General features: G+C 69.8%; 29 protein-coding genes and 4 tRNA genes. 25 read left to right on the plus strand and 8 right to left on the minus strand.

Going from position 1 to position 23115, the window contains the following annotated elements:
* Nucleotides 1-50: 50 nt before the first annotated feature.
* Together FXF68_RS25650 and FXF68_RS44810 are read right to left on the minus strand one after the other, a co-directional pair.
* Nucleotides 51-251, minus strand: a complete 201-nt coding sequence (locus FXF68_RS25650) for a hypothetical protein (protein ID WP_148763449.1) — start codon at nucleotides 249-251, stop codon at nucleotides 51-53.
* Nucleotides 244-663 (minus strand): helix-turn-helix domain-containing protein, encoded by a 420-nt coding sequence (locus FXF68_RS44810; protein WP_148763451.1) that lies wholly within the window; start codon nucleotides 661-663, stop codon nucleotides 244-246. The genes FXF68_RS25650 and FXF68_RS44810 overlap by 8 nt, the downstream gene beginning before the upstream one ends.
* A gap of 69 nt (nucleotides 664-732) precedes the next feature.
* Here FXF68_RS44810 and FXF68_RS25660 point away from each other — a divergent pair, with 69 nt between their 5' ends.
* From FXF68_RS25660 to FXF68_RS25675, 4 genes are all read left to right on the plus strand, one after another.
* On the plus strand, nucleotides 733-1149 hold the full coding sequence (locus FXF68_RS25660; protein WP_148763453.1) for a helix-turn-helix domain-containing protein: 417 nt from the start codon (nucleotides 733-735) through the stop codon (nucleotides 1147-1149).
* A gap of 153 nt (nucleotides 1150-1302) precedes the next feature.
* Complete coding sequence (locus FXF68_RS25665) at nucleotides 1303-1599, plus strand: hypothetical protein (protein WP_148763455.1); 297 nt, start codon at nucleotides 1303-1305, stop codon at nucleotides 1597-1599.
* Between the two features lie 122 nt (nucleotides 1600-1721).
* Complete coding sequence (locus FXF68_RS25670; RefSeq protein WP_148763457.1) at nucleotides 1722-3275, plus strand: recombinase family protein; 1554 nt, start codon at nucleotides 1722-1724, stop codon at nucleotides 3273-3275.
* 205 nt (nucleotides 3276-3480) lie between these two features.
* Nucleotides 3481-3562: transfer RNA gene (locus FXF68_RS25675), tRNA-Tyr, on the plus strand.
* Between the two features lie 203 nt (nucleotides 3563-3765).
* On the opposite strand, the gene FXF68_RS25680 is transcribed toward FXF68_RS25675, so the two are convergent.
* Nucleotides 3766-4077: a hypothetical protein gene (locus FXF68_RS25680; RefSeq protein ID WP_148763459.1), complete on the minus strand. Its 312-nt coding sequence runs from the start codon at nucleotides 4075-4077 to the stop codon at nucleotides 3766-3768.
* Nucleotides 4078-4347: 270 nt separating this feature from the next.
* Between FXF68_RS25680 and FXF68_RS25685 the strand changes: the two genes are divergently transcribed.
* The 3 genes from FXF68_RS25685 to FXF68_RS42565 all read left to right on the plus strand — a co-directional run bounded on the left by FXF68_RS25685 (nucleotide 4348) and on the right by FXF68_RS42565 (nucleotide 5723).
* Entirely contained in the window at nucleotides 4348-4863 is a 516-nt protein-coding gene (locus tag FXF68_RS25685) for a hypothetical protein (RefSeq protein ID WP_148763461.1), read from the plus strand.
* Nucleotides 4864-4890: 27 nt separating this feature from the next.
* Nucleotides 4891-5472 carry a GNAT family N-acetyltransferase gene (locus FXF68_RS25690; protein WP_187438109.1) on the plus strand — a complete coding sequence of 194 codons (582 nt, stop codon included), beginning with the start codon at nucleotides 4891-4893 and terminating at the stop codon, nucleotides 5470-5472.
* 83 nt (nucleotides 5473-5555) lie between these two features.
* Entirely contained in the window at nucleotides 5556-5723 is a 168-nt protein-coding gene (locus FXF68_RS42565; RefSeq protein ID WP_187438110.1) for a hypothetical protein, read from the plus strand.
* A 46-nt stretch (nucleotides 5724-5769) separates the two neighbouring features.
* Here FXF68_RS42565 and FXF68_RS42570 read toward each other — a convergent pair whose 3' ends face one another.
* The 3 genes from FXF68_RS42570 to FXF68_RS25700 form a co-directional block, all read right to left on the minus strand.
* Nucleotides 5770-5934, minus strand: a complete 165-nt coding sequence (locus FXF68_RS42570) for a hypothetical protein (RefSeq protein WP_187438111.1) — start codon at nucleotides 5932-5934, stop codon at nucleotides 5770-5772.
* 2 nt (nucleotides 5935-5936) lie between these two features.
* Nucleotides 5937-6980 carry a glycosyltransferase family 2 protein gene (locus FXF68_RS25695; RefSeq protein ID WP_148763465.1) on the minus strand — a complete coding sequence of 348 codons (1044 nt, stop codon included), beginning with the start codon at nucleotides 6978-6980 and terminating at the stop codon, nucleotides 5937-5939.
* Nucleotides 6981-7341: 361 nt separating this feature from the next.
* Entirely contained in the window at nucleotides 7342-8013 is a 672-nt protein-coding gene (locus tag FXF68_RS25700; protein WP_148763467.1) for a class F sortase, read from the minus strand.
* Nucleotides 8014-8485: 472 nt separating this feature from the next.
* Here FXF68_RS25700 and FXF68_RS25705 point away from each other — a divergent pair, with 472 nt between their 5' ends.
* The 10 genes from FXF68_RS25705 (at nucleotide 8486) to FXF68_RS25750 (ending at nucleotide 14709) form a co-directional block, all read left to right on the plus strand.
* A complete protein-coding gene (locus FXF68_RS25705) occupies nucleotides 8486-9202 on the plus strand; it encodes a MerR family transcriptional regulator (protein ID WP_148763469.1) in 717 nt (238 codons plus the stop codon).
* Entirely contained in the window at nucleotides 9196-9879 is a 684-nt protein-coding gene (locus FXF68_RS25710; protein ID WP_148763471.1) for a hypothetical protein, read from the plus strand. Before FXF68_RS25705 ends, FXF68_RS25710 begins: the two co-directional genes overlap by 7 nt.
* Before the next feature lie 68 nt (nucleotides 9880-9947).
* Nucleotides 9948-10670 (plus strand): PP2C family serine/threonine-protein phosphatase, encoded by a 723-nt coding sequence (locus FXF68_RS25715; RefSeq protein WP_246178928.1) that lies wholly within the window; start codon nucleotides 9948-9950, stop codon nucleotides 10668-10670.
* 88 nt (nucleotides 10671-10758) lie between these two features.
* Nucleotides 10759-10831: transfer RNA gene (locus tag FXF68_RS25720), tRNA-Thr, on the plus strand.
* A 306-nt stretch (nucleotides 10832-11137) separates the two neighbouring features.
* Nucleotides 11138-11211, plus strand: a tRNA-Met gene (locus FXF68_RS25725).
* 118 nt (nucleotides 11212-11329) lie between these two features.
* Nucleotides 11330-11494, plus strand: coding sequence for a 50S ribosomal protein L33 (rpmG, locus tag FXF68_RS25730; RefSeq protein ID WP_026404241.1), 165 nt, complete (start codon nucleotides 11330-11332; stop codon nucleotides 11492-11494).
* Between the two features lie 292 nt (nucleotides 11495-11786).
* Nucleotides 11787-12224: a MaoC family dehydratase N-terminal domain-containing protein gene (locus tag FXF68_RS25735; RefSeq protein WP_148763475.1), complete on the plus strand. Its 438-nt coding sequence runs from the start codon at nucleotides 11787-11789 to the stop codon at nucleotides 12222-12224.
* The gene (locus FXF68_RS25740; protein WP_148763477.1) at nucleotides 12224-12649 is read left to right on the plus strand and encodes a MaoC/PaaZ C-terminal domain-containing protein; all 426 of its coding nucleotides are present in this window, start codon (nucleotides 12224-12226) and stop codon (nucleotides 12647-12649) included. Before FXF68_RS25735 ends, FXF68_RS25740 begins: the two co-directional genes overlap by 1 nt.
* 89 nt (nucleotides 12650-12738) lie before the next feature.
* Entirely contained in the window at nucleotides 12739-13806 is a 1068-nt protein-coding gene (locus FXF68_RS25745) for a UDP-N-acetylmuramate dehydrogenase (RefSeq protein ID WP_148763479.1), read from the plus strand.
* Nucleotides 13807-14127: 321 nt separating this feature from the next.
* Nucleotides 14128-14709, plus strand: coding sequence for a TMEM165/GDT1 family protein (locus FXF68_RS25750; protein ID WP_148763481.1), 582 nt, complete (start codon nucleotides 14128-14130; stop codon nucleotides 14707-14709).
* A gap of 15 nt (nucleotides 14710-14724) precedes the next feature.
* Here the strand turns inward: FXF68_RS25750 and FXF68_RS25755 are convergent, their stop codons facing one another.
* A complete protein-coding gene (locus FXF68_RS25755; protein WP_425458615.1) occupies nucleotides 14725-15792 on the minus strand; it encodes an adenosine deaminase in 1068 nt (355 codons plus the stop codon).
* 250 nt (nucleotides 15793-16042) lie between these two features.
* Between FXF68_RS25755 and FXF68_RS25760 the strand changes: the two genes are divergently transcribed.
* From FXF68_RS25760 to FXF68_RS25770, 3 genes are all read left to right on the plus strand, one after another.
* On the plus strand, nucleotides 16043-17053 hold the full coding sequence (locus FXF68_RS25760; RefSeq protein WP_148763485.1) for a hypothetical protein: 1011 nt from the start codon (nucleotides 16043-16045) through the stop codon (nucleotides 17051-17053).
* A gap of 133 nt (nucleotides 17054-17186) precedes the next feature.
* Entirely contained in the window at nucleotides 17187-17696 is a 510-nt protein-coding gene (locus FXF68_RS25765; protein WP_148763487.1) for a SigE family RNA polymerase sigma factor, read from the plus strand.
* Between the two features lie 3 nt (nucleotides 17697-17699).
* The gene (locus tag FXF68_RS25770) at nucleotides 17700-18452 is read left to right on the plus strand and encodes a hypothetical protein (RefSeq protein ID WP_148763489.1); all 753 of its coding nucleotides are present in this window, start codon (nucleotides 17700-17702) and stop codon (nucleotides 18450-18452) included.
* A gap of 182 nt (nucleotides 18453-18634) precedes the next feature.
* Here the strand turns inward: FXF68_RS25770 and FXF68_RS25775 are convergent, their stop codons facing one another.
* Entirely contained in the window at nucleotides 18635-19846 is a 1212-nt protein-coding gene (locus tag FXF68_RS25775; protein ID WP_148763491.1) for a pyridoxal phosphate-dependent aminotransferase, read from the minus strand.
* Between the two features lie 266 nt (nucleotides 19847-20112).
* Between FXF68_RS25775 and FXF68_RS25780 the strand changes: the two genes are divergently transcribed.
* The 5 genes from FXF68_RS25780 to rplA all read left to right on the plus strand — a co-directional run bounded on the left by FXF68_RS25780 (nucleotide 20113) and on the right by rplA (nucleotide 23075).
* Nucleotides 20113-20185 (plus strand) — tRNA-Trp (locus FXF68_RS25780).
* A 123-nt stretch (nucleotides 20186-20308) separates the two neighbouring features.
* Nucleotides 20309-20566, plus strand: coding sequence for a preprotein translocase subunit SecE (gene secE, locus FXF68_RS25785; RefSeq protein WP_148763493.1), 258 nt, complete (start codon nucleotides 20309-20311; stop codon nucleotides 20564-20566).
* Nucleotides 20567-20666: 100 nt separating this feature from the next.
* Nucleotides 20667-21557 (plus strand): transcription termination/antitermination protein NusG, encoded by an 891-nt coding sequence (gene nusG, locus FXF68_RS25790; RefSeq protein ID WP_148763495.1) that lies wholly within the window; start codon nucleotides 20667-20669, stop codon nucleotides 21555-21557.
* Nucleotides 21558-21792: 235 nt separating this feature from the next.
* A complete protein-coding gene (rplK, locus tag FXF68_RS25795) occupies nucleotides 21793-22221 on the plus strand; it encodes a 50S ribosomal protein L11 (protein ID WP_148763497.1) in 429 nt (142 codons plus the stop codon).
* Between the two features lie 137 nt (nucleotides 22222-22358).
* Nucleotides 22359-23075 carry a 50S ribosomal protein L1 gene (gene rplA / locus FXF68_RS25800; RefSeq protein WP_148763499.1) on the plus strand — a complete coding sequence of 239 codons (717 nt, stop codon included), beginning with the start codon at nucleotides 22359-22361 and terminating at the stop codon, nucleotides 23073-23075.
* Nucleotides 23076-23115 lie beyond the last annotated feature (40 nt).

The raw sequence follows: 23115 nt of genomic DNA on the forward strand, positions 1-23115 counted from the left end.
TCCGGGGGTCGTCGCCGTGCAGGGCGGCGGCCCCGCTTTCGGTCGGGGGGTCAGGCCGCGCGGGTGGCGCGGTTCTGGGTGCGCAGCGCGCGGATTTTCGCGGCGAGCTCCTCGCGGGACGGGCCGACGAGGGGGTCGTACGCCGCGTCGGCTGCCTCCTCCGGGGTCATCGAGGAGATCCGGGCGAGGGCCTGCGCGAGGACCCGCCCGGCGGCGCGCATCGCGTCTTCGCGCGGGATCACGTCAGTCATTGCCGGGGCTCCCCACGGGTGCCGACGCTGCCGGTACCTCCGCAGATGGGGCAGGGGATCGGGTCGCCGCCCTCGTCCGACGGGTTCGGGACCGTTGCGCGGCCGTTGCAGTGTCCGCAGAGGGGCACGGGGCGGTGTCCTTCGGGGTGGGATCGGGGTAGGGGAACAGCGCGGTGACGGCCTGGCCGACAGCGGTCGCGACCGCCATGCGGTTCGCGTCGCCGAGGCCCGCGTCCCCGCTCTCGAACCGGGCCAAGTGCGAGGGGTGGATCCCTGTTCGGCGAGCTAGCTCGCGGATTGAGAGCTCCGCCGCCGCCCTGGCCTGGGCGAGCCGTCGTCCCCACTCGGCGCGGAGATCGTTCGTTGGCATGCATGGAGCGTCGCACGACGTGCGACGCGCGTCAAGCGGCATGCGACGTGCGGCCTGCCAGGTTCCAAGAGACCTTAGGTCGCGTGTCGCACGTCATGCGACACTTGACGTATGACCAGTAGCGACAAGGGATCGACCAGCGACGACGCGGGCCGATGGCTACGAGAGCAGCGCGAGAGACGCGGAATCCGAAGCCAAGCCGAACTTGCCCGGCTGCTCGGCTGGGACAAGACCGCGGTGAACAACTACGAGACGCGCGGCACGAAGATGCCCAACGATCGCGCCAAGCAGATCGCCGACTTCTTCCACCTGGACGTCATCACCGTTCGGCGGAACCTGGGCTTGTGGGTGCCCGACGACGACGCGAGCGCCATGGACAACGCCGAGCGGCAACTCGACGAGAACGAGCAACTCGCCGCCGACATCCGCAGCCTTGCCGAGAGTGATCGACAAGCGGTTACGGCCATCGTCGAGTCATTGAAGAAGAATGCCGAAACTCGCGCCAGAGAAGGCGAAGGCAACGGCTGACCTGTTGGTTTACCGCCAACCATGACCGTTTACGGACACTGACAAGGGGGTGACAACGAGTGACAAAAGGTGGTTCTGTGACATCTCACGATCACGACGCCCGGTCTTTCGCGCAGATCGGACGTCCAACTCGCACATGGGGAGTACAGAGCCGTGCCCACCGTGCCCGCACAGCACGCAATCGTCGGAGCCCTCGCCACCGCTGTCACATCTGCAAGCGCTGTCCTGCTCGCCACACACGCCGATCACGACCTCCTGAGGTCGGCCGCGATGATCGGCATCCTCTTCTCCACGGCGGCCGGCCTGTATGTCCTGATCGATCGACGCATCACGCAGGGCATACAGGCGACGACCCGCGTCGAGCACGCAACCAACCGCGTCGTCTCGGTCGAGTCCGACGTGTTGACCGTGCTCCGGCAGCAGCAGCGGAACGCCCAACACCTCAACTAGTACCGCGCGGCGGCCGGCAGCTCCCCACGGCCACACCGCGCACGACATCGGCGCGCCGTCCGGCCCCGCTTTCCGGACGGCGCGCCGTTCCCTTGCCCTGACCCCTCCGCGAAACCTTCGCCATGCCTCCACACACGCCAAAACCAGCGATCGGCTACATCCGAGTCAGCACCGCCCGCGAAGAAATGATCTCGCCCGAAATCCAAGAAAAATCCATTCGGGAATGGGCGACACGCAACAACAGGACCATTGTCGACATCATCGTCGACCTCGACAAGTCCGGCCGGAACTTCAAACGTCGCGTCCAAGAAGCGGTCGAAGGCATCCGTGACGGGCGCGCGAAAGAAATCCTCGTCTACAAATTCAGCAGGTTCGGGCGGCAGCGCCACGGGTGGGCGGTACATCTCGACCTCGTCGAGTCCGCCAAAGGCGAGCTCATCTCCACCACCGAAGAGGTTGACGCCCGAACGGCGGCCGGTAAATTCACGCGCGGCATGCTCGCCGAGGTCGCCGCGTTCGAGAGTGACCGAGCGTCCGAGCAGTGGATCGACACTCTCGAATGGCGGTTGTCGCGCGGCCTCCCGAAAACGGGCGGCCCTCGCTGGGGTTACATCCGTAAAGGTCGGGTGCTCGTCCCCGGCGAGGAGCATCATTACCGCACCGATCCGGACGACCCGCTAGGGGAACGATACGAACCGGACCCCGACCTCGTCGACGCCTACGTCAGCCTCTACGTTCGGTACGTGACCGGCGAGGCGGCCGGGCCAAAACTCGCATCATGGCTCAACCACCACGGGCACGTCACCACGCGGGGAACGGTCTGGTCAGTCCAGACCCTTTACGCGGTCATGGACTCCGGGTTTGCTGCCGGATACCTTTCTGAGCACGACAAGAATTGTCCCTGCCCGCCTAAACGGCGCCAGAGATGCCGAAACCTCATCTATCACCCGGGCGCACATAAAGCCATCATCGATGAGGAACTATGGCAGGCGTACCTACGGAAGCGGAAAGAACGGACGGGGCTCATGCCGCGGGCGCGCGGCGCCATGCGCGCACTTTCCGGGCTGCTCGTTTGCGGCGGCTGCGCGTGGAGCCTCACCGCCATCTCGGGGCCCAACGGTCCCGGTTACGCCTACCGGTGCGGCCGGTGGGGGCAGGTCCCCGCGTGCACGAAGGCGTACGTGCGGCGCGTGGTCGCCGAGGCCGAGGTACGCGACCAGCTCCGCGAGTGGGCTGCCGAGATCGACGCCGCGCGGCAGGCTGCCGCGGCGGACGTGGTCGTCCCGGCGCCGGCCCCGAAAATCGACGTCGACAAGATCGCGGAGAAGATCGCACGTATCGACAAGGCCCTCGCCCGGCTACGCAAGATGCGGGCGCTTGACGACGATGACGACCGTCAGGCCGAGCGGGAGTATCAGGACGCGCGCGCCGAGCTGCTCGACGACCGCGCTGCGCTGGAGGCCCAGCTCGAAGAGGCGCAGCGAGAGCAGGCGCCGCCGACCCAGGAGGAGCTCGGACCGATGATCGCGGGCGTCCTGGAGGGCTGGGACGTGCTGACCGGCGGCGAAAAGAACGCCCTTCTACTGAACATCATCCGCGTGATCCGCGTCCACCGTCAGGAGGAGGGGCCGGCGCGGCTGGACATCGTCCCCGTGTGGGCGCCCGCGGACACCTGACCGACATCCAGACCGACAGGAGGGGTATGTGTTCAGGTTGCAACGTCGAAACTGCTGTCAGCCATCCGCACACACATCCCCTCAGCAGCGTCTTCGCGATCCGTAGAGCCTAGCGACTCCCCCGATCAAGGCCGTCCCGCCTCGATGTCACACCAGCCCCTGCCGTCCGCTATCCTTTCCAGTGCCGTCGCGACAGCGACACCACGGCGGGTTGCCCGAGTGGCCAATGGGAGCGGACTGTAAATCCGTCGGCTTAGCCTACCCAGGTTCGAATCCTGGACCCGCCACACCACGCAGCACAGCCCTTGACCAGGCCCACCCGGTCAAGGGCTGTTCTCATTGCGTCCCGACAGGCCCCACCGGTTCCCGGCTATTGCCGGGTGTCCACGGGACAGAGACGGGACACGGTGCGCGTGGCGTGGCCTGCCTGTGTGGTTGGCGGCTGTCATGCAGTCGTGCCGTCGCCTCGTTTCCGGCTCCGGCGCTTGCCCTATCGAAGTCGGCTGTGCCTCGGGAAGAGCGCCTCCCGGGCATCCTTGGACGATCTCCCACGTGTCCGTGCTGCGACGTAGTCTCCAAGTTCCGCGACGGTTAAGGCGAAGTCGTCCGGGTCCATGACACGGATCCGCTCAATCCTTGCGCTTACTTCGAGTTGGAATCCGTCTCCATTGGGGAACTCGACCTCCACGCCGCAAGGGTGCTCATAGAGCGGAAGCTCGAAGGCCACCGCCAGGCCCTCGGCGGCGACTCTCTCCCTGAGTTGCCCAACCACCTGCTCGGCCCGTCTGACATCGCTGCCCATACGACTCATCTTGCCTCCGCAGGCGCATGCAACGGGCGCATCGTCTCAGGCGACGCGGACACGGAAAGGGCCACACGGTGCCCGTCAGCAGCGGAGCAAGGTTCGGGGACCGGGAGCAAGACGGTCGAGGGCTGTTCTTCTCCGGCCTGGCCGCCAGTCGTGTTCACGGCGTTCTGGGGGCACCTTTCCGAGTAACGCGCCGGGAGAGGTGGGCTGTGACGATGGATCAGGTCTGGTCTTGGGGCGGGGGCTGCTGTTGGATTCTCTAGCGTGGATGGTGCGGTGGTCGCTACGGCAGTGGGGGCGCTCTCTTCGCTGGTGGGGGTCACGTTGGGGGCGCTGGTTGAGCCGTTGAAGCTTGGCGCGGGTGAGCGGGCGCGGACCAGGCGAGATCGGACTGAGCGGTGTGCCGCCTACGTCGAGGCGGCGACCACGGCCCGGGAACGGTTGGTCGAGTTCAATGTGCTCCATCGCTTGAGAGAACGCTCACCCGACGATGCTCGGGCCGACCCGGATAAGTATCTGGCGAGCACGGACGCGTTTTATCAGGCTCGTGCTTCGATGCGCCAGATCTTCGGGCTGCTGGTCATGAGCGGGCCTGAGGAGTTGGTTGAACAGGCCAAGCGGGTGCGCATGGCGGAGATGCAGTTGCATGCTCACCGGCGGGCGGTCAACTCGGACGATGCTTCGAGTGGTGGGCTACCGGCGGAGGTCTTGGCGGCCGTGCGCGCTTTTGATGAGGCGATTGAGGAGTTTGCGAGGGCGGCCCGCAAGCACGCCAAATGATGCAGCCTGTTCGGGGGCGGTGGAATGATGGATTTCTTTCAGGATGCGCGGTCGGACGGCTCTGGGCGGGTGAGTTTGCGGCATCTTGCTGGTCGTGATCAGGACGAGTTTCTTGGGTTGGTGGGTGCCAGTGCGGAGTTGCATCGGCCCTGGGTTTCTCTGCCGTCCACGCCGGAGCAGTTTCAGGATTATGTCAGGCGGTATGCGCGGCCCGATGAGGAGTCGCTGCTCGTTTGTGTGCGGGGTAGTGGAGAGATCGCCGGTGTGATCAATGTCAACAGTATTATTCGGGGGCGGTTTCAGTCTGGGTCTGTTACCTATGCCGCCTTTGCTCCTTCTGCTGGCAAGGGCTATATGAGGGAAGGGCTTGCGCTGGTGGTGCGTTATGCGTTCGAGCAGTTGCGGCTTCATCGGCTTGAAGCTCAGATACAGCCTGGTAATTATGCCTCGATCGAGCTGGTCCGGCGGGTCGGGTTTCGGAGTGAGGGTTACTCGCCGGAGTTGTTGTACATCGACGGGGCTTGGCGAGACCATGAGCGTTGGGCGATCACTAATACGATGATCGATGTCGCTCCTACGCCTCCGCATCCGACTCTGCCGGAGCGGTAGAGCCGCCTGTCGGTGGGGTGATTGGTCGCCTGGTGTGGGGTTGATTGAGAGTGTCTGTGTGGTCGACGAGTTGGGGAGGCAGTGTGGCCAAGGAGACCATTGTTGAGCTTCGGGACTATTTGATCGGGGCTGCTGGGGACTTTCCCGGGGCAGTGCGGGTGGAGGTCGTGGAGGACGAGAACGGCATGTTCAGTGTCGAGTTGGAGAGTGGGGAGGAGTTGTTCGTCGCGATCGCGGCCGTTGTCGTCTAGGGCAAGGGAAAGGCCGGGGCGGTCACCGGCCCCGGCCTTTGGTGGGTCAGCTCTTGCGGGCGGGAAGGAGTCGCTTCACGGCGACGGCCGCTGAGATCAGCGTGAAGAGGGCAAGGCCGAGCCAGACCGCTTTGAGGCCCAGCCAGGGGGACACTACGGCGGCGCCGCCGAGGCCGGCGGCCACTCCGCCTACGGGGGGAGTGTTGTACATGTTTACCATTTCCTTTCTTTGCGCCAGGCGGCCTGCCAGAAGGCGCGTGCCTGGACGAACTGGAGGAAGACGTCGAAGACCATCTCGACGACGATCGTGGCGGCCAGCGCCATTTGTAAGGGGCCGCGGCGACGCACGGTCACCACTCGCTCGACCATGAAGATGACGGTGACCGCGGCCCAGATTGGGCTGATTTTGATGCCGCCCAGCCAGATCGCCGAATAGGCGATCGACGAGAGGTAGGCGATGATGACGATGATGCCGATCAGGGAGAGGAGCTGCCGTCCCCAGTACGGGCGGGTGATCGGCGTCCAGCCGTAGTCGAAGAGGTTCTCCAGCGCGCCGCGTTTCCAGCGGAGTCGCTGCCTGGCCAGGTCTCGCCAGGTCGGCATCACCTCGGTCGTCAGCGTGCATTCCTTGGGGCAGAGAATGCGGAAACCGAGGTGGAGGATCGCCAGGGTGAGTTCGTTGTCCTCGGTCAGGACGCGGACGTCGTACACGTGCGGCAGGCCGGGGAGGCGGCCTGCGCGGCGGGCCGCGACCACCTCCTGGAGGGTGGCCACACGGAAGATCGTCGCGGTGCCGGTCAGGACGAGCGCCTTGCCGTGCAACCGCCGGACATCCCGCGCGTACCGGACGTACTCGTTGCGCTGGAACATGCCGACCGCGCCGCCGCCGGGCTTGCCGGTGAACGTCCCGCCGATGGCGGCGTAGCGGCCCGTGGCCAGGTACTCGACGCCGTTGCGGATGAAGCCGGGGTCGAGGGCCGAGTCGGCGTCCATCACCATGATCGCGTCGTCGGGGCCGGAGATCGGGAGCAGCCGGTCGAGGACCTGGTTCAGCGCGCCCGCCTTCTTGTGCCGGTTCCCGCGCGTCCCGACGACCTCGACGCCGTGGCGCCGGGCGATGTCGGCGGTGGCGTCGGTGCAGTTGTCCGCGATCACGACGATGTGGTCGGGCAAACGCTCCTGCGCGCGCAACGACTCGATCGTCTCGGTGATCTGCTCCGCCTCGTTGTAAGCCGGGATCAGGACCAGCACGCGCATCGCGGCCGCGTCGACGGGGGGCAGGCTGCGCTTTCCGTCTCGCGCTTCCCGGTGAAACCAGGTGCGGAGCGGGGCCGCCTTCCTTGGGAGGGCCGGGCGCGGTGTGTCTTCGTGTTGGACAGCGGAGGGCGGAATTGCGTGCGAAATGGTCGTGGCGGGGGCGGGGATCGAACCGGGGACGGTTGTCGCGGGCGAGGAAACGGAGCCGTGCGCTGTCGCGGACGATAAATGTCCCGAGGCGGGAGCGTTCGGCGGCACCGGCCGTTCGCCGTGTACCGGACGGGCGAGCCGGTCGCGTCCTAACTGGCGCTCGATCGGCGATTGCGGCATTGGAGGGTCGTGTTCGAAGTGGGGGGTCACGTCAGCGTGCCCCCGTGCTGGCGCCGTCCGTCCGAACCAAACGGCCGTAAGCGATGACGTTGTGGGTGTAATCGCCGATCGCGCGGTCGAATCGTCCGGCGCAGGTGATCAATCGGATCGCCGCATAACCGGGATCGCCGTAGACCCGCCCCGTGGGGAACCGCTTCTTGTCGACGCGCTCGATTGAGTCGATCTCGAACACGGCGGTCCGACCGTCGGAACGGAGGACGGTCGCCTGGTCGCCGGGACGCAGCTCCCCGAGCCGGTAGAAGACCGCCGGGCCGCGGGCCGTGTCCAGATGACCGATGATCACAGCGGCCCCGCGGCTGCCGGGCGCGGCGCCGAGCCGGTACCAGCCCGCCTCCTGGGCCCGGTCGGGGGGCGGGGTCTCGACGGTCCGATCGGCGTTCTGCGCGAGTTTCATCAGCGGCGTCCGGACGCCGATCCGCGGCACGTCGAGACGCACCGGGACGGAAGGCGGCAGCGCGTCCGCCCACGGCGCCGGTGCCACGGGAGGTCGCCGCGGATCCTGTGCCGACGAGGCCGGTGCCGGAGGGGCGGCGGCAGGGCGGTCCCCGAACGCCCGGGCGATCAGGAAGCCCGCGACGACCAGCCCGGACAGTCCCACGGCCACGGCCGCGAGAATGCGCGGACGCAGGCGACGATGTTCCACGAACGCTCTCCTTCGAGGCTCAGCCGATTCAGGTCAGGTCGCGCCACGGACAGTGGCGGTGATTGACGGTAATGCCCCAAAGTGAAGGTTCAACCCTTCTGAGAGTTAAGTCCCGGGATAAACAACGCGTGACTGGCGAGTTATTTGTCAGGTTCCAATTTCAGTGCCCATTCCCGGCGCTTATGTGATTGACGATTCATCTGTGTGCTGAGCTGTGGAAACGTCACTCTGAGGGGAGAGGGTCCCCGAGGGACGTTCGACAAGGCGTGCGGCCGACGACGCGCGGCCGTCGTGAAGGTTTACGCAAGCTCTGTCCGGGAGCGGACACGCCACCCTGCCCAGAGAACGTTTTTCCAGTTCAGAGCCTTTACTCTTGGTTCACCGCCCCTGACTTGCATCCATTCCGCCGGCAGGCCGGGCCGTCCGGTGCGGTGCTTGACCTTGACGCTGCGTCAACGTCTGTAATGAAGGCATGCGGATCGGCGAGCTGGCCGCGCTGGTCGGGGTGTCGACCCGGACCGTCCGGCATTACCACCACCTTGGACTGCTGCCCGAGCCGGAGCGCCTGGCGAACGGCTATCGGGAGTACCGGCTGCGGGACGCCGTCCTGCTCGCGCGGGTGCGGCGGCTGGCGGAACTGGGCCTCGCGCTGGACGAGATCCGGGACGTCCTCGCCGACGAGCGCGGCCGGGAGCTGCGCGAAGTCCTGGCCGAGCTGGACTCGGACCTCGCGCGCCAGCAGCAGGCGATCACGGCCCGCCGCGCCCGTCTCGCGACGCTCCTGGCCGATCCCGGGCTGAGCCCCGACTCGGCGGTGTCGCCCGAGATGGCGGACGTCCTCCGCGGCCTGCCAGGCGGCGGAGGGTCGCGGTTCGCTGAGCACGACCGGGAGATGCTCGCGTTCGTCGACACGGTCGCGGGCCCCGCCTCCGGCTTCGCGGACATGCTGCGTCCCCTCGTCGCACACGGCGCCGAGATGTACGCGCGGCTGGACGAGATCGCGGACGCCGCCCCCGACGACCCGAGGGTCGCCGAGATCGCCGAGACCTTCGCGGCGCTTCTGCCCGAGGAATTGGCAGCCGTAATGTCCGCGCAAGGCCCGGACGCCGCCTGGCTGGAGGAGATGTCCGCCGCCCAGGCCGAGGTCTTCCGCCTCACCATCGCGATGTTGAAGGAGCGGAAATGCTGACGCGCGGCCACGCATTCCGGAGCGTCGTGAAACTGGTGCCCTACCCGGTGCGCAGGATCGTGGGATTCGACGCGAAGGGACTGGTCAGCATCGTCCTGCTCGTCGCGCGCCGCCGCCACGGAGTTCCCAAAGGCGCCGTGGCGCTCTCGTACTCGGGTGCGCAGACCACCCTCCAACTGGCCTTCCTTTTCGCCATGCTGCTGGAGACGGTCGTCGTCGAACTCCTGCTGCGGGGCGTCGACGCGCCCGGAGCGCTGCGCGGGGCGGTCCTGATGATCGACGTCTATTCGATCCTCATCGTGGTCGCCGTCATAGCGGCGTGCGTGACCCGTCCGCACGTCCTCTCGGACGGTGAACTGCGCATCCGATACGGCGCCTTCTTCGACCTCCGCGTGCCTCGCGGTTCGATATCTGCGGTGCGGGTCGCGCGCAATTACGACGAGCGCGGAATGGTCAGGATCGGGGACGGGAAACTGTCGGTCGCCGTCGCCGCGCAGACGAATGTGATCGTGGAACTGGACGCGCCGATCACGGTCGTCCGGCCGCTCGGCGGACGGGACACGGCGCGCACGATCCGCTTCTACGCCGACGACCCGGCCGCGTTGGCGACCGCCTTCCCGGAGGCGGCGGGCGCGCCGAAAATACAGGAGGGGGCAGGTCGGCGGGACACGCGGTGAAGGTTTGATCTACCTCTGTCATATTGACAGGGGCACGAGGTAGACCTGCATATGTGCAGGTTAGTTATGTGAGTGAGGCGACACCGGGACGGGAGAACGAGGACTTCGTCGCGGCGGGCCCCGGCTGGGTCGTGCTGCTGGACGGGGCCACGGCCCCGGCGGGGGTGGACAGCGGGTGCCGGCACAACCCGGCATGGCTGGTGCGCATGCTCGGCGGCCGGATCGCGGCGCTGCTCGCGCTGGAGGACGGCAAGCCGCTGCCCGACCTGGTGGCCGAGGCGATCAAGGTGACCGGGGAGGCGCACACGGCGACGTGCGACCTGCGGAACCCGGACAGTCCGTCCGCGACGGTGTCGCTGCTGCGCCGGCGCGACGACGTGGTGGAGTGGTTCGTGCTGGCCGACTCGCCGATCGTGGTGGACGTGGGCGAGGTTCGCGTGTTCCGCGACGACCGCCTCGACCATCTGCCCAGCTACACGCTCGAAGGTGTCCGCAAGGCGCGCAACAGCCCCGGCGGGTTCTGGGTGGCGAGCACCCGGCCGGAGGCCGCGTACGAGGGGCTGACCGGGGAGGTGCCGGTCGCGGGCCTGCGCCGGGCGGCGGTGCTCAGCGACGGCGCGTCCCGGCTGGTGGAGCGGTTCGGCGAGCTGGACTGGGACGGCCTGCTCCGCGTCCTGGACGAGGAGGGCCCGCGCGAACTCGTCCGGCGGACGAGGCGGACCGAGGCGTCCGCGACCAGCCTGCGGGGAAAGCGCCACGACGACGCCACCGCCGTCCTCGTCCGCTTCTGAACCGCGCCGAGGCCTGTCTGGAGGGGGGCGAAAGGAGTTCGCGCCATGTGCTGGGGGCGTGTATGGTTTCACTGCGCGAGCGTCGCAAGCCCCTTTAGCTCAGTCGGCAGAGCGTCTCCATGGTAAGGAGAAGGTCTACGGTTCGATTCCGTAAAGGGGCTCAACGGCACACCGGCCGCCATCCGACGAGGACGGCGGCCTTCGTCGTCCCGGCGCCCGTCCCGGCACACGTTCCGGTCCCAGAGGCCCCGGGGCGCGCGGCAGACCGATTCGCTCCATACCGGGGGCTGTGGTACCGTCCCACCGGTTCCGGCAGGACGTTTCGCAGGTCACCGGCGCACCCGGTATCCTGGACGACGGTCCGCGGAGCACGCGAAACCGATTCCCGATCATCTTCCGGGTTTTCGTGTTTCCGGGGCGCGGTGCGCATCCGGTATCCTTGCAAACCGGTCCACACCGACCAGCACGGCGGGGTAGCTCAGTCAGGCAGAGCAAGCGGCTCATAATCGCTGTGTCGCCGGTTCAAGTCCGGCCCTCGCTACTACCCAAGGCTCTCCACCTCCTCCGGGAGGCGGGCGGCCGCGGGTCGAAAGACCGGCCGCCCACCCGGGCGGCCGCGGTCAGAAGTTCCTGTCCCCAGCTCAGAAAGGCACTCCAACGTGGCTGCCACCGACGTCCGGCCGAAGATCACGCTGGCCTGCCAGGAGTGCAAGCACCGCAACTACATCACGCGGAAGAACCGGCGCAACGACCCGGACCGCCTGGAGATCAAGAAGTACTGCCCGAACTGCAGGACGCACCGTCCGCACCGGGAGACCCGCTAGCCCGCGGCGCGCGGCCGCCGGTGATCCGGCCGGCCCGATCGCCCGCGCACGCCGAGCGGTGACTTCTTCGCACGCTTGCCATACCTGATCAGCCCGTCCCCGTGGGTGAGACCCGCGGGGGCGGGCTGAACGTCATTCTGTTAGCGTCCGTCCGAGACGCGGCGACCCGCGCCGGCACGGCGAGGAGACGCCGCGGCGGCGCGACGCGACGACGAGACGAACGCGAGACACGCGCGGCCAGGGCGGGCCTCGGCGGCCGACCGCCCCGGCCGGGCCGGAGGGACGGGACTGCATGGCACTCAACCGGGACTTCATCGGGCGGACGTTCCCGCCCAGCCAGCCGTACGAGGTGAGCCGGGTGAAGATCCGCGAGTTCGCGGACGCCATCGGCGACCAGAACCCGGTCTACCGCGACCAGGAGGCGGCCAAGGCCGCCGGGCACCCCGACGTGATCGCGCCGCCGACCTTCCCGATCGTCGTGTCCCTCGTCGACAACGGCCTCGCCGACCCCGAGCTGGGCCTCGACTACGCGATGGTCGTGCACGGCGAGCAGCGGTTCGAGTACACGCGCCCGCTCCGCGCGGGCGACGTCATCGTCTGCACCGCGACGGTCACCGAGATCAGGTCGATCGGCAAGAACGAGAAGCTCGTCCTGGAGACGGAGATCAGGACGGTCGAGGGCGAACTCGTCTGCAAGTCCTACAACACCATCGTGGAACGGGGAGTCTGATGGCCGCCACCGTCAAGTACGCCGACGTCGAGGTCGGCACCGAGCTTCCGCTCCGCTCCTTCCCGGTCGACCGGGCGAACCTCGTCCAGTACGCGGGCGCGTCGGGCGACTTCAACCCGATCCACTGGCGCGAGTCCGTCGCGAAGGCCGTCGGGCTCCCGGACGTGATCGCGCACGGCATGTACACGATGGCGCAGGGCGGGCGGTTCGTCACCGACTGGGCCGGCGACCCGGGCGCGGTCGTCGACTACGGGGTACGGTTCTCCTCGCCGGTCGTCGTCCCCGACGAGGGCGGCGCGACGCTGGAGATCAGCGGACGGGTGGAGGAGAAGCTCGACGACGACAAGGTCGTCGTGGCGCTCACCGCCCGCTCGGGCGACCAGAAGGTCCTCACGCGCGCCAAGGCGGTCGTCAAGCTCGCCTGACCGGCACGGCGGACACCACGCGCCGGGCCGTACCCGGGCCCGGCGCGCGGCCCGCGACCGGACGAGGCACGCAGGGGGAGGAAGACGACGTGGCGGTGTTCGCCGAAGACGTGAACCTGGCCGGGTACACCACGCTGCGCCTCGGCGGCCCCGCCCGGCGCTTCGTCGAGGCCACGACCGAGGCGGAGGTCGTCGCGGCGGTCCGGGACGCCGACGACGCGGGCGAACCGGTGCTCGTCCTCGGCGGCGGCTCCAACCTCGTGGTCTCCGACGACGGGTTCCCCGGGACGGTCGTACACGTCGGCACGCGCGGCGCCGAGCGCGTCGCCGCCGAGGGCGGACGGGTGCTCGTCCGCGTCCAGGCGGGCGAGGACTGGGACCCCTTCGTCGCCCGCTGCGTCTCCGACGGCCTCGCCGGGGTCGAGTGCCTGTCCGGCATTCCTGGACGTGTCGGCGCGACGCCCATCCAGAACGTCGGCGCCTACGGGCAGGACGTCAGCGAGACGATCGTCGAGGTCCGCGCCTACGACCGGCACGCCCGCGCGTGCGTCACCCTCGATCACGACGCCTGCCGCTTCACCTACCGGCACTCCGTGTTCAAGGGGAACGACCGGTATGTCGTCCTGGACGTGACGTACGCGCTGCACGAGTCCGAGGAGTCCCAGCCCGTCGCCTACGCGGAACTCGCGAAACGCCTCGGCGTCGCCGCCGGGGACCGGGTGACGCTCAAGGAGGCGCGCGACGCCGTCCTCGAACTGCGGCGCGGCAAGGGCATGGTCCTGGACGCCGCCGACCCCGACACCCGCAGCGCCGGATCGTTCTTCACCAACCCGATCCTGGAGCCGGACCAGCTCGCCGAGCTGGAGCGCCGCGTCGCCGACCGGCTCGGACCGGACGCCGCGTTCCCCCGCTACCCGGAGATCGGCGACCGGGTGAAGACGTCCGCCGCCTGGCTGATCGACCGCGCCGGGTTCGCCAAGGGCCACGCCCTCGGCCCCGCGCGGATCTCCACCAAGCACACCCTCGCGCTCACCAACCCGGGCGGCGCCAGTACGGCCGACCTGCTCGCGCTGGCCCGCGAGGTCCGGCGCGGCGTCCGGGACGCGTTCGGCGTCGAGCTGGTCAACGAGCCCGTCCTCATCGGCGTGACCCTCTGAAGGGGCACCCTGAGCTGTGACGATCCGCACAGCGACGGTCCGGCCGGGGCTTGGTACGGTGGTCGGCGTCGAGGGGGAGTAGTCCTGATCGCGTGATCGACATACTGGCGCCGCCGATGGGCGCCCGGTCACGCGGGCCCCGATCTCTGATCGCGCGGACGAGACCTTCGGCCTGGCAAGGAACGTTTTTCGTCCTCGGTCGGCGCGCGGGACCACGTCGCCGCGACGGGCCGGACGAAAAGTGTTCCCGATGCCGGGCCGAGGTCGCATGCGCAGAGCGCACTCCCGCCCTCCGCTCGGCATCCGAGCGAGAGGGAACCGGTGACCGCCTTCCTCATCAGTCTGGCCGTGATCTTCGTCGCCGAGCTGGGCGACAAGAGCCAGCTCATGGCGATGACCTTCGCCACCCGATTCCGCGCCCTCCCGGTGCTGATCGGCATCACGGCGGCGACCGCGATCGTCCACCTGGCGAGCGTCGCGCTCGGCGCGGCGGTCGGCGCCGCGCTCCCGACCGGTCCGATCTCCATCCTCGCCGGGGTCGCGTTCCTCGGTTTCGCGCTGTGGACGCTCCGCGGCGACGAGCTGGACGACACCGAACGCGACAAGGCCAAGCGCGCGACGGGATCGGCGATCCTCGCCGTCGGCGCGGCGTTCTTCCTCGCCGAGCTGGGCGACAAGACGATGCTCGCCACCGTCACCCTCGCCGCCGACCACGGCGGGTTCCTCGCCCTGACCGGCGTGTGGGCCGGGTCGACGGTCGGGATGGTCGCCGCCGACGCGCTCGCCATCGTCGTCGGGCAGATGCTCGGCCGGAAGCTCCCGGAGCGCGTCATCAAGTACGGCGCGGCGGCCGGGTTCGCGGTGTTCGGCGTCCTCCTCCTCGTCGAGGGCATCGCCGGCTGACGCCCGACCCGGCGGCTAGGGGGTGGTCAGCCAGGCGTCGACGCCGGACAGGAGGCGGCGGCGTATGTCGTCCGGGGCGGCCGAGGCTCTGATCGACTGGCGGGCCAGCTCGGCCAGTTCGGCGTCCGAGAAGCCGTGCTCGCCGCGGACCAGCTCGTACTGCCGGGCGAGCCGGGCGCCGAACAGGAGCGGGTCGTCCGCGCCCAGCGCGATCGTCGCGCCCGCCTCGAACAGCCGCCGGACCGGGACGTCCGCCGCCGTCTCCGCCACGCCGAGCCCGACGTTCGACGCCGGGCACACCTCCAGCGCGACGTCCCGGTCGACGATCCGGTCGAGCAGGCCCGGGTCCTCGACGGCGCGGACGCCGTGGCCGATCCGGTCGGCGCGCAGCGTCTCCACGCACTCCCGGACGCTGCCCGGCCCGAGCAGCTCCCCGCCGTGCGGGACGGACAGCAGCCCGCCCCGCGCCGCGATCCGGAACGCGCCCTCGAAGTCGTAGGCGCGCCCCCGCCGCTCGTCGTTGGACAGGCCGAACCCGACGACCCCGTCCCCCGCGTACCGGACGGCGAGCCGCGCCAGCGTCTTCGCGTCCAGCGGGTGCCGGGTCCGGTTCGCCGCGATCACCACGCCGATGCCGACGCCGGTCGCCGCACCGGCGTCCCGCGCCGCGTCGAGGACCAGCTCGACGGTCGGGGTCAGCCCGCCGAACTTCGCCGCGTACCCGCTCGGGTCGACCTGGATCTCCAGCCAGCCGGAGCCCTCCGCGGCCTCGTCCTCGGCGGTCTCGCGCAGCAGGCGGCGCAGGTCGTCCGGCGTCTGGAGCACCGAGCGCGCGATGTCGTACAGGCGCTGGAACCGGAACCAGCCGCGCTCGTCGGTCGCGTGCAGGCGGGGCGGCCAGTCCTCGACGAGGGCGTCCGGCAGGTGGACGCCGTGCGTCGCGGCCAGCTCGACGAGCGTGGCGTGCCGCATCGAACCAGTGAAGTGCAGGTGCAGGTGCGCTTTGGGGAGCAGGGCCACGTCCGGGCGGACGGAGCCGCGCGCGGCGCGCTCCCCGCGGTCCGGCGGTCGGCTGTCCTCCACCGGACGGGCTGAAACGGTACGGGCCTCCATGAGCCAATGCTGCCGGATCTTCGTCCCGCTCGAACCCCCGGCCCCTCAGGATCACCTGACCGGACTACCTCGCATGACACGCTCCGGCCATCCCGCCCATGGGCATCTTCAAAAAACTTTGGAATCGCGTGCAACCCCGTCCGGGCACCGTGCGTATACGAGGGGCGCCAGAGAGAAACAAGCACACCCCCGCAGAGAGCACGGGCAGAAGGGATACACGATGATCACGCTGAAGGCGGCCTTGGTCGCGGCGTCCGCCATCGGGGCAGTCGCGGCGGGCGGCGGCGCGACGTGGGCGATGACCGGATCCCACCACGACGCGGGCCTCCAGTCGCAGACCGCGAAGGCCCCCGCGCAGCAGCGCCAGGTCCAGGACGTCCCGCCCGCCACCCCGCCGACCTGCCTGCCGGCGAAGCCCCGCCTGCCCGGCGCGAAGGTCCCGGACGCCGGCGCGGCGAAGAAGCAGGTCGAGCAGCGGCTCAAGCAGAACCCGGTCACCAAGGACCTGCCGAAGGGGCAGTTCCCGAAGACCGACAACCTGCCGGGCGCCCCGAACCCGAACGTCCCGAACCCGAACGTGCCGGGCGTCCCGAACGCGAATGTGCCGAAGCCCAACGTGCCCGGCGTCCCCAACGCGGGCGTGCCGAAGGCGGAGCTGCCGAAGGCGGGCGTCCCCGGCGTCAAGGCCCCGGACGGCAAGCTCCCGGCGAACATCCCCACCTGCGTCCCGAACCCGAAGGACCTCGGCAAGAAGGTCCCGGCCGCGCCGAAGCCCGACGCCCGCGTGCCCGGCAAGCCGGCCCTGCCGAACGCGCCGAAGCTCGACTGCGACTCGCTGAAGCCCGCCGTGCGGGTCGGGAGCGCGGTCGAGAAGACGGTCATGCTGGCGAAGGGCCTGCACTACACCTCGGCCGTCCCGGGCGGCGCCGAGCTCGGCAAGCTGAACATCTGCGGCGTCACCCAGAAGTGGACCGGCGCCGCCGGGCAGTGGATCACCGTCGAAACGCTGAAGACCCCCACCGGGATGACGCAGAATCAGCTCCGCCAGGCGCTGCACCTGCCCCAGGGCGGCACCCCGGTCACCCTGTTCGGGTCGGCCGGCTGGGTGGGCCCGGGCGGCAACGGCCTGCTCCTGTTCGACCCGAACGGCTACTCCCTGTTCGTCAACGGCAGCCCGGTCTTCGCGGGCAGCCTCCAGGACGTCACCGGCGCCCTGCGGCAGGCGGGCTGACGGGACGGACCCGGCACGCGCGCGGCCGCGCCGCGCACGTGCCACACGGAAGACGCGGGGCGGGCGGCCTTGGCGCGGAGGCCGCCCGCCCTCGGTACACGAGCCGGATCTGCTCTAGCCGGGACGGAGCACAGTGGGGCGTCGAGACGAGAAGTCGTTCGTGGAGTTCGTGACGGAACGCGGCGATGCCCTGCTGCGCACCGCGGCGCTCATGTGCGGGGCCCGGCAGGACGCCGAGGACATCCTGCAGACCGCGCTGGAGAAGGCCTACCGCCACTGGGGGCGGCTGGAGGCGGGCAGCGATCCCGAACCCTACGTCCGCCGGATCCTGGTCAATCTCGTGATCAGCCGGGCCCGGCGGTGGAAGGTGCTCCGGGAGATCCACATGGCGAGGCTGCCGGAGACGCCGACGAACTCGCCGAACCACTCCGTCGAGCTGAGGGGGACGCTCATGGACGAACTGCGCAAGCTCGGCCCGCGGCAGCGGGCCGTGCTGGTCCTCCGCTTCTGGGAGGACCTGTCGGAGGCGGAGACGGCGGAGGCGCTCGGCTGTTCGGTCGGAACGGTCAAGAGCCAGGCGTCCCGGGGGCTCGCCAGGCTCCGGGAACGCCTCGACAAGAACCTGGCGCCACTGGGGAGATGAGCGATGGAACTGGAGAGCGAACTGCGGAAGGCCATGGCCGAGCAGGTGGCCGGGACGACCGCGACGCCGTCGCTCGTCACCGACGTGAAGCGCCGGCACCGCAGGCGGCGGGCGCGCGTCCAGGCGGCGGCGGGGGCCGTCGCCGCGTCGGTCGCCGCGCTCGCCCTGGTGCCCACCTACCAGTCGTTCCGGGCCGCACCTGCCGGGAACTCCGAGACGGCCCGTCCGAGTAACACCGTCTCGGCGCTCCGGATGCCGGAACGACCGCCTGCCCCGGGCCTTCCCCAGACCCCGTCCGAACGGGGAAGGCCCGGGGCGGGAGCACCGCCGAAGCCGGAGGGACGGCCGCCGCACGGCGGCGGGGGCGGGGGCCCGCGACGCCCCGGCGCCGGGGTCGTGGACGGCCTGCCGCGCTGGATCACCTACCTGCCGTCCGGGCTGGCCGCCGCCGCGCCCTGCGCCGCCACCGAGGCCGCCGGGCGGAAGACGACGACGTGCCGCTGGGTCGGGGACGGCGGCTGGGTGGAGATCGTCCTCGTGAAGGGCGGCGGGTTCACGGGCCCGCAGGACCTCATGAAGACGACCGGCATCCCCGGCCACGCGACCGTGCGCGGGATGCCCGCGCTGACCGGCGACCACGTCGGCTCCGGGCGGCAGGTGTGCTGGCTCGCCCGGCGCGGCGTCGGCGTCACGGTCGCCGCGGGCGGGCGGGCCGCGGACGACCTGATGCGCATCGCCGAAGGCGTCCGGCCGTGAGCCGGGATCGATAGAGCCCCGCTCCGGCGGGGCGTCCCGAGACGGAGAGGGGCCGCTCGCGGGACGTCCCGCCGGACATCCGGGAACGGGTCATTCGAGGCAGCCCCGTTCCGCATAAAGACCGGCCCCGGGCGATGCCGCCCGGGGCCGGTCTTTCGTCTAGCCGGTCTTTCGTATAAGGGTCAGTTGGCTTCGGCGAGCAGCTTCGCGACGCGCGAGACGCCCTCGACGAGGTCGTCGTCGCCGAGTGCGTAGGACAGGCGGAAGTATCCCGGCGTGCCGAACGCCTCGCCCGGCACGAGCGCGACCTCCGCCTCCTCCAGGATCAGCGACGCCAGCTCCACCGACGTCCGCGGGCGCTTGCCGCGGATCTCCCGTCCGAGCAGCTCCTTGACCGACGGGTACACGTAGAACGCGCCCTCCGGCTCGGGGCACACGACGCCGGAGATCTCGTTCAGCATCCGCACGATCGTCTTGCGGCGCCGGTCGAACGCCTTGCGCATCTCCGCCACCGCCGACAGGTCGCCGGTGACCGCGGCGAGCGCGGCGGCCTGCGACACGTTCGCCACGTTCGACGTCGCGTGCGACTGGAGGTTCTGCGCGGCCTTCACCACGTCCGCGGGGCCGATCAGCCAGCCGACGCGCCAGCCGGTCATCGCGTACGTCTTCGCGACGCCGTTCAGGACGAGCGTCCGGTCGGCCAGTTCCGGCACCACGACGGGCATCGAGTGGAACTCGGCGTCCCCGTAGACGAGGTGCTCGTAGATCTCGTCGGTGACGACCCAGAGGCCGTGCCCGTCGGCCCAGCGGCCGATCGCCTCGATCTCGTCGCGGGAGTACACGGCCCCGGTCGGGTTGGACGGCGACACGAACAGCAGCACCTTCGTCCGGTCGGTGCGGGCCGCCTCCAGTTGCTCGACGCTCACCTTGTAGCCGGTGGTCTCGTCGGAGACCACGTCCACCGGGACGCCGCCCGCCAGCTTGATCGACTCGGGGTAGGTCGTCCAGTAGGGCGTCGGGAGGAGCACCTCGTCGCCCGGGTCGAGCAGCGCCGCGAACGCCTCGTACACCGCCTGCTTGCCGCCGTTGGTGATCAGGACCTGGGACGCCTCGACGCGGTACCCGGAGTCGCGCTCGGTCTTCTCGGCGACGGCGGCGCGCAGCTCGGGCAGCCCACCCGCGGGCGTGTACTTGTGGAAGCGCGGCACCCTGCACGCGGTCACCGCCGCCTCGACGATGTAGTCCGGCGTCGGGAAGTCGGGCTCGCCCGCGCCGAACCCGATGACCGGGCGGCCCGCCGCCTTCAGCGCCTTGGCCTTGGCGTCGACGGCCAGCGTGGCGGATTCGGATATCGCGGCGATTCGCTTGGAGATGCGAGGACGGTCGATGCTCATGCCCCTATCGTTACAGACGCCGTTCACCGACCCGAGCGATATATCCGCGCCGGTCGGACGCCATGCCCCCGGAGCGCCGCCCGGGCGCGGGCGGATCGTCCGCCCGGCTGGTTCGACGCGGGGGCCTCCGGCACGTAGACTCACCGTCCTAGTGAAGCGTCACCGGTATACGCGCCTGTCCGCACGCGGACGTTCGTGCAGGCCGTAAGCTGGGACGCGACACGCCCCGGTCCCGTGGCCGGGGGTTCTCCGCAGCCGGAGAATGAAGGGCAGTGGCTCAATTGGTAGAGCTCCGGTCTCCAAAACCGGCGGTTGGGGGTTCGAGTCCCTCCTGCCCTGCGAGGTGCGGTGCGCGCACCCGTACCGGCCGCGTCATGGCGGGTCCGTGGCGCTCCGCGGCACGGGACCGCGCGGCGACCACCCCGGTGGTTGGATCACGACCGATGAGGTGAACGGCGGCAAATGGCGACTGAGACTCGCGACGAGCCCGAGGCCAAGGACGAAGGCAAGGGCAAGAAGGAGAAGTCCCCGTCCAGGCGGACGTCTCCGGCCCTTTTCGTGCGCCAGGTTCTCGCCGAGCTGCGCAAGGTCATCTGGCCGACCCGGCGGGAGCTCGTCACCTACACGACCGTGTCCCTCGTGTTCGTGCTGATCATGGTGGCGATCGTGTCCGGCGTCGACTACGGGCTGCAGAAGGGCGTCTACGCCCTCTTCGGCTGACCGGCCGACCCGGCGACACCGACGACCGCGGCCGCCGAAGACCGGCCCGCCGCCGCACCAACGCAAGTCAATCACCGCAGAGCCGAGAGAAAGAGTCACCGTGTCCGAGTCCTCACAGCCCTACGACGAGGCCGTTGCCGAGGCCCAGTCCGCTGCGGCTGCTGCGGCGGACCAGGCGGCCGAGCCCGTCGACGAGACGGCCGAGGCCGTCGTCTCCGCCGGCGACGCCGAACCCGCGGACACGAAGCTCGAGGGCGAGGGCCCCGAGCCCGACGCCGCCGCGGACGCCGGCGACCTGGCCGACGTCGTCTCCGCCGAGGACGAGTCCGGCGAGGGCGCCGAGGAACCGGACGAGGGCGAGGAGGCCGGCGAGGCCGAGGAGGGCCCCGCCGAGCCGCCGGTCGACCCGCACGCCGAGTTCAAGATGCAGCTCCGGATGCAGCCGGGCGACTGGTACGTCGTGCACTCCTACGCGGGTTACGAGAACCGGGTCAAGACCAACATCGAGACCCGCACCCAGACCCTCAACATGGAGGACTACATCTTCCAGATCGAGGTGCCGCAGCACGAGGTCACCGAGATCAAGGGCGGCAAGCGGCAGAAGGTCAACGAGAAGGTCCTGCCGGGGTACATCCTCGTCCGGATGGAGCTGACCGACGAGTCGTGGGCCGCCGTCCGCAACACCCCGGGCGTGACCGGGTTCGTGGGGCTGCTGAACAAGCCGTCCCCGCTGAGCCTGGACGAGGTCGCCAACCTGCTGGCCCCCGAGCCGGAGGAGGGCGCCGCCCCGGCCAAGGAGGCGGCGAAGGTCGCGGCCACGGTCGACTACGAGGTCGGCGAGTCCGTCACCGTCATGGACGGCCCGTTCGCCACCCTGCCCGCCACGGTCAACGAGATCAACGCCGAGCAGCAGAAGCTCAAGGTGCTGGTGTCGATCTTCGGCCGCGAGACCCCGGTCGAGTTGAGCTTCAACCAGGTCTCCAAGATCTGACAGGCGCACTTCGCCCAGGCCGTATCCTGGACGGGCCGGTCCCGCGCACGTGAGGTTCATCGTGCGTGCGGGGGCGGCCCGGTTCGGTTGCCGGCCGGGCAGGCGATGCTGGTAGTGCTCCCCGCCACGCGGGGTCGTGAGTTTCAGGTGGTCCCCACACGGCGGGTCGTCCCGCCGCCGTGTTGCCCGCGAAGCGGGAGTCGGGATCAACATCAAATGGGACAAAGGGGTTCGTATGCCTCCGAAGAAGAAGGTCGCCGCGCTCGTCAAGGTGCAGCTCCAGGCCGGCCAGGCGACTCCGGCGCCGCCCGTCGGTACCGCGCTCGGTCCGCACGGCGTCAACATCATGGACTTCTGCAAGCAGTACAACGCTGCCACGGAGTCCCAGCGCGGCAACGTCGTCCCCGTCGAGATCACCATCTACGAGGACCGCTCGTTCACCTTCGTCACGAAGACGCCGCCGGCCGCTCAGCTCATCCTGAAGGCCGCGGGCATCGAGAAGGGCAGCGGCGAGCCGCACAAGACCAAGGTCGGCTCGGTCACCCGCGACCAGATCCGCGAGATCGCGACCACCAAGATGCCCGACCTCAACGCCAACGACCTGGACGCCGCCGAGAAGATCGTCGCGGGCACCGCGCGGTCGATGGGCATCGAGGTCAAGTGACCGCACGTCACGGCGCCCCGGCGCCGTGACGGCGAAACGCCCCGCGGAACCGTCCGCGAGGCGGTGGGAGGGCCATCGCGCGGCCCGGACCACGACTCTCACCGAGGCCCCCGTGGGCCCACACCGAAGGAGAGACGATGAAGCGCAGCAAGGGCTACCGCTCCGCGTCCGACAAGATCGACCGGGAGCGCCTGTACAGCCCGGTCGAGGCCGTGAAGCTGGCCAAGGAGACCAAGGTCGTCAAGTTCGACCCGACCGTCGAGGTCGCCATGCGGCTGGGCGTCGACCCCCGCAAGGCCGACCAGATGGTGCGCGGCACCGTCAACCTGCCGCACGGCACCGGTAAGACGGCCCGCGTCCTCGTGTTCGCGGTCGGCGCGAAGGCGCAGGAGGCGGAGGCGGCGGGCGCCGACTTCGTCGGCTCCGACGACCTGATCGAGCGGATCCAGGGCGGCTTCCTGGACTTCGACGCCGTCGTCGCGACGCCGGACCAGATGGGCAAGGTCGGCCGGCTCGGCCGGGTGCTCGGTCCGCGCGGCCTGATGCCGAACCCGAAGACCGGCACGGTCACGATGGACGTGGCGAAGGCGGTCACCGAGATCAAGGGCGGCAAGATCGAGTTCCGCGTCGACCGGCACGCGAACCTGCACTTCATCATCGGCCGCGCGTCGTTCGACGAGCGCCAGCTGGTGGAGAACTACGCGGCCGCCGTGGACGAGATCCAGCGGTTGAAGCCGTCCGCGGCGAAGGGCCGGTACGTGAAGAAGGCGGTGATGACGACCTCCATGGGGCCGAGCATCCCCGTCGACCCGAACGCCGTCCGCAACCTGACCTCGGAGCTGGACGAAGCCTGATCCAGTACGAGCGGCTCATCGAACAGGGCGTCCCCGCCGG

Source organism: Actinomadura decatromicini, assembly GCF_008121305.1.
Taxonomy (GTDB): Bacteria; Actinomycetota; Actinomycetes; order Streptosporangiales; family Streptosporangiaceae; genus Spirillospora; species Spirillospora syzygii.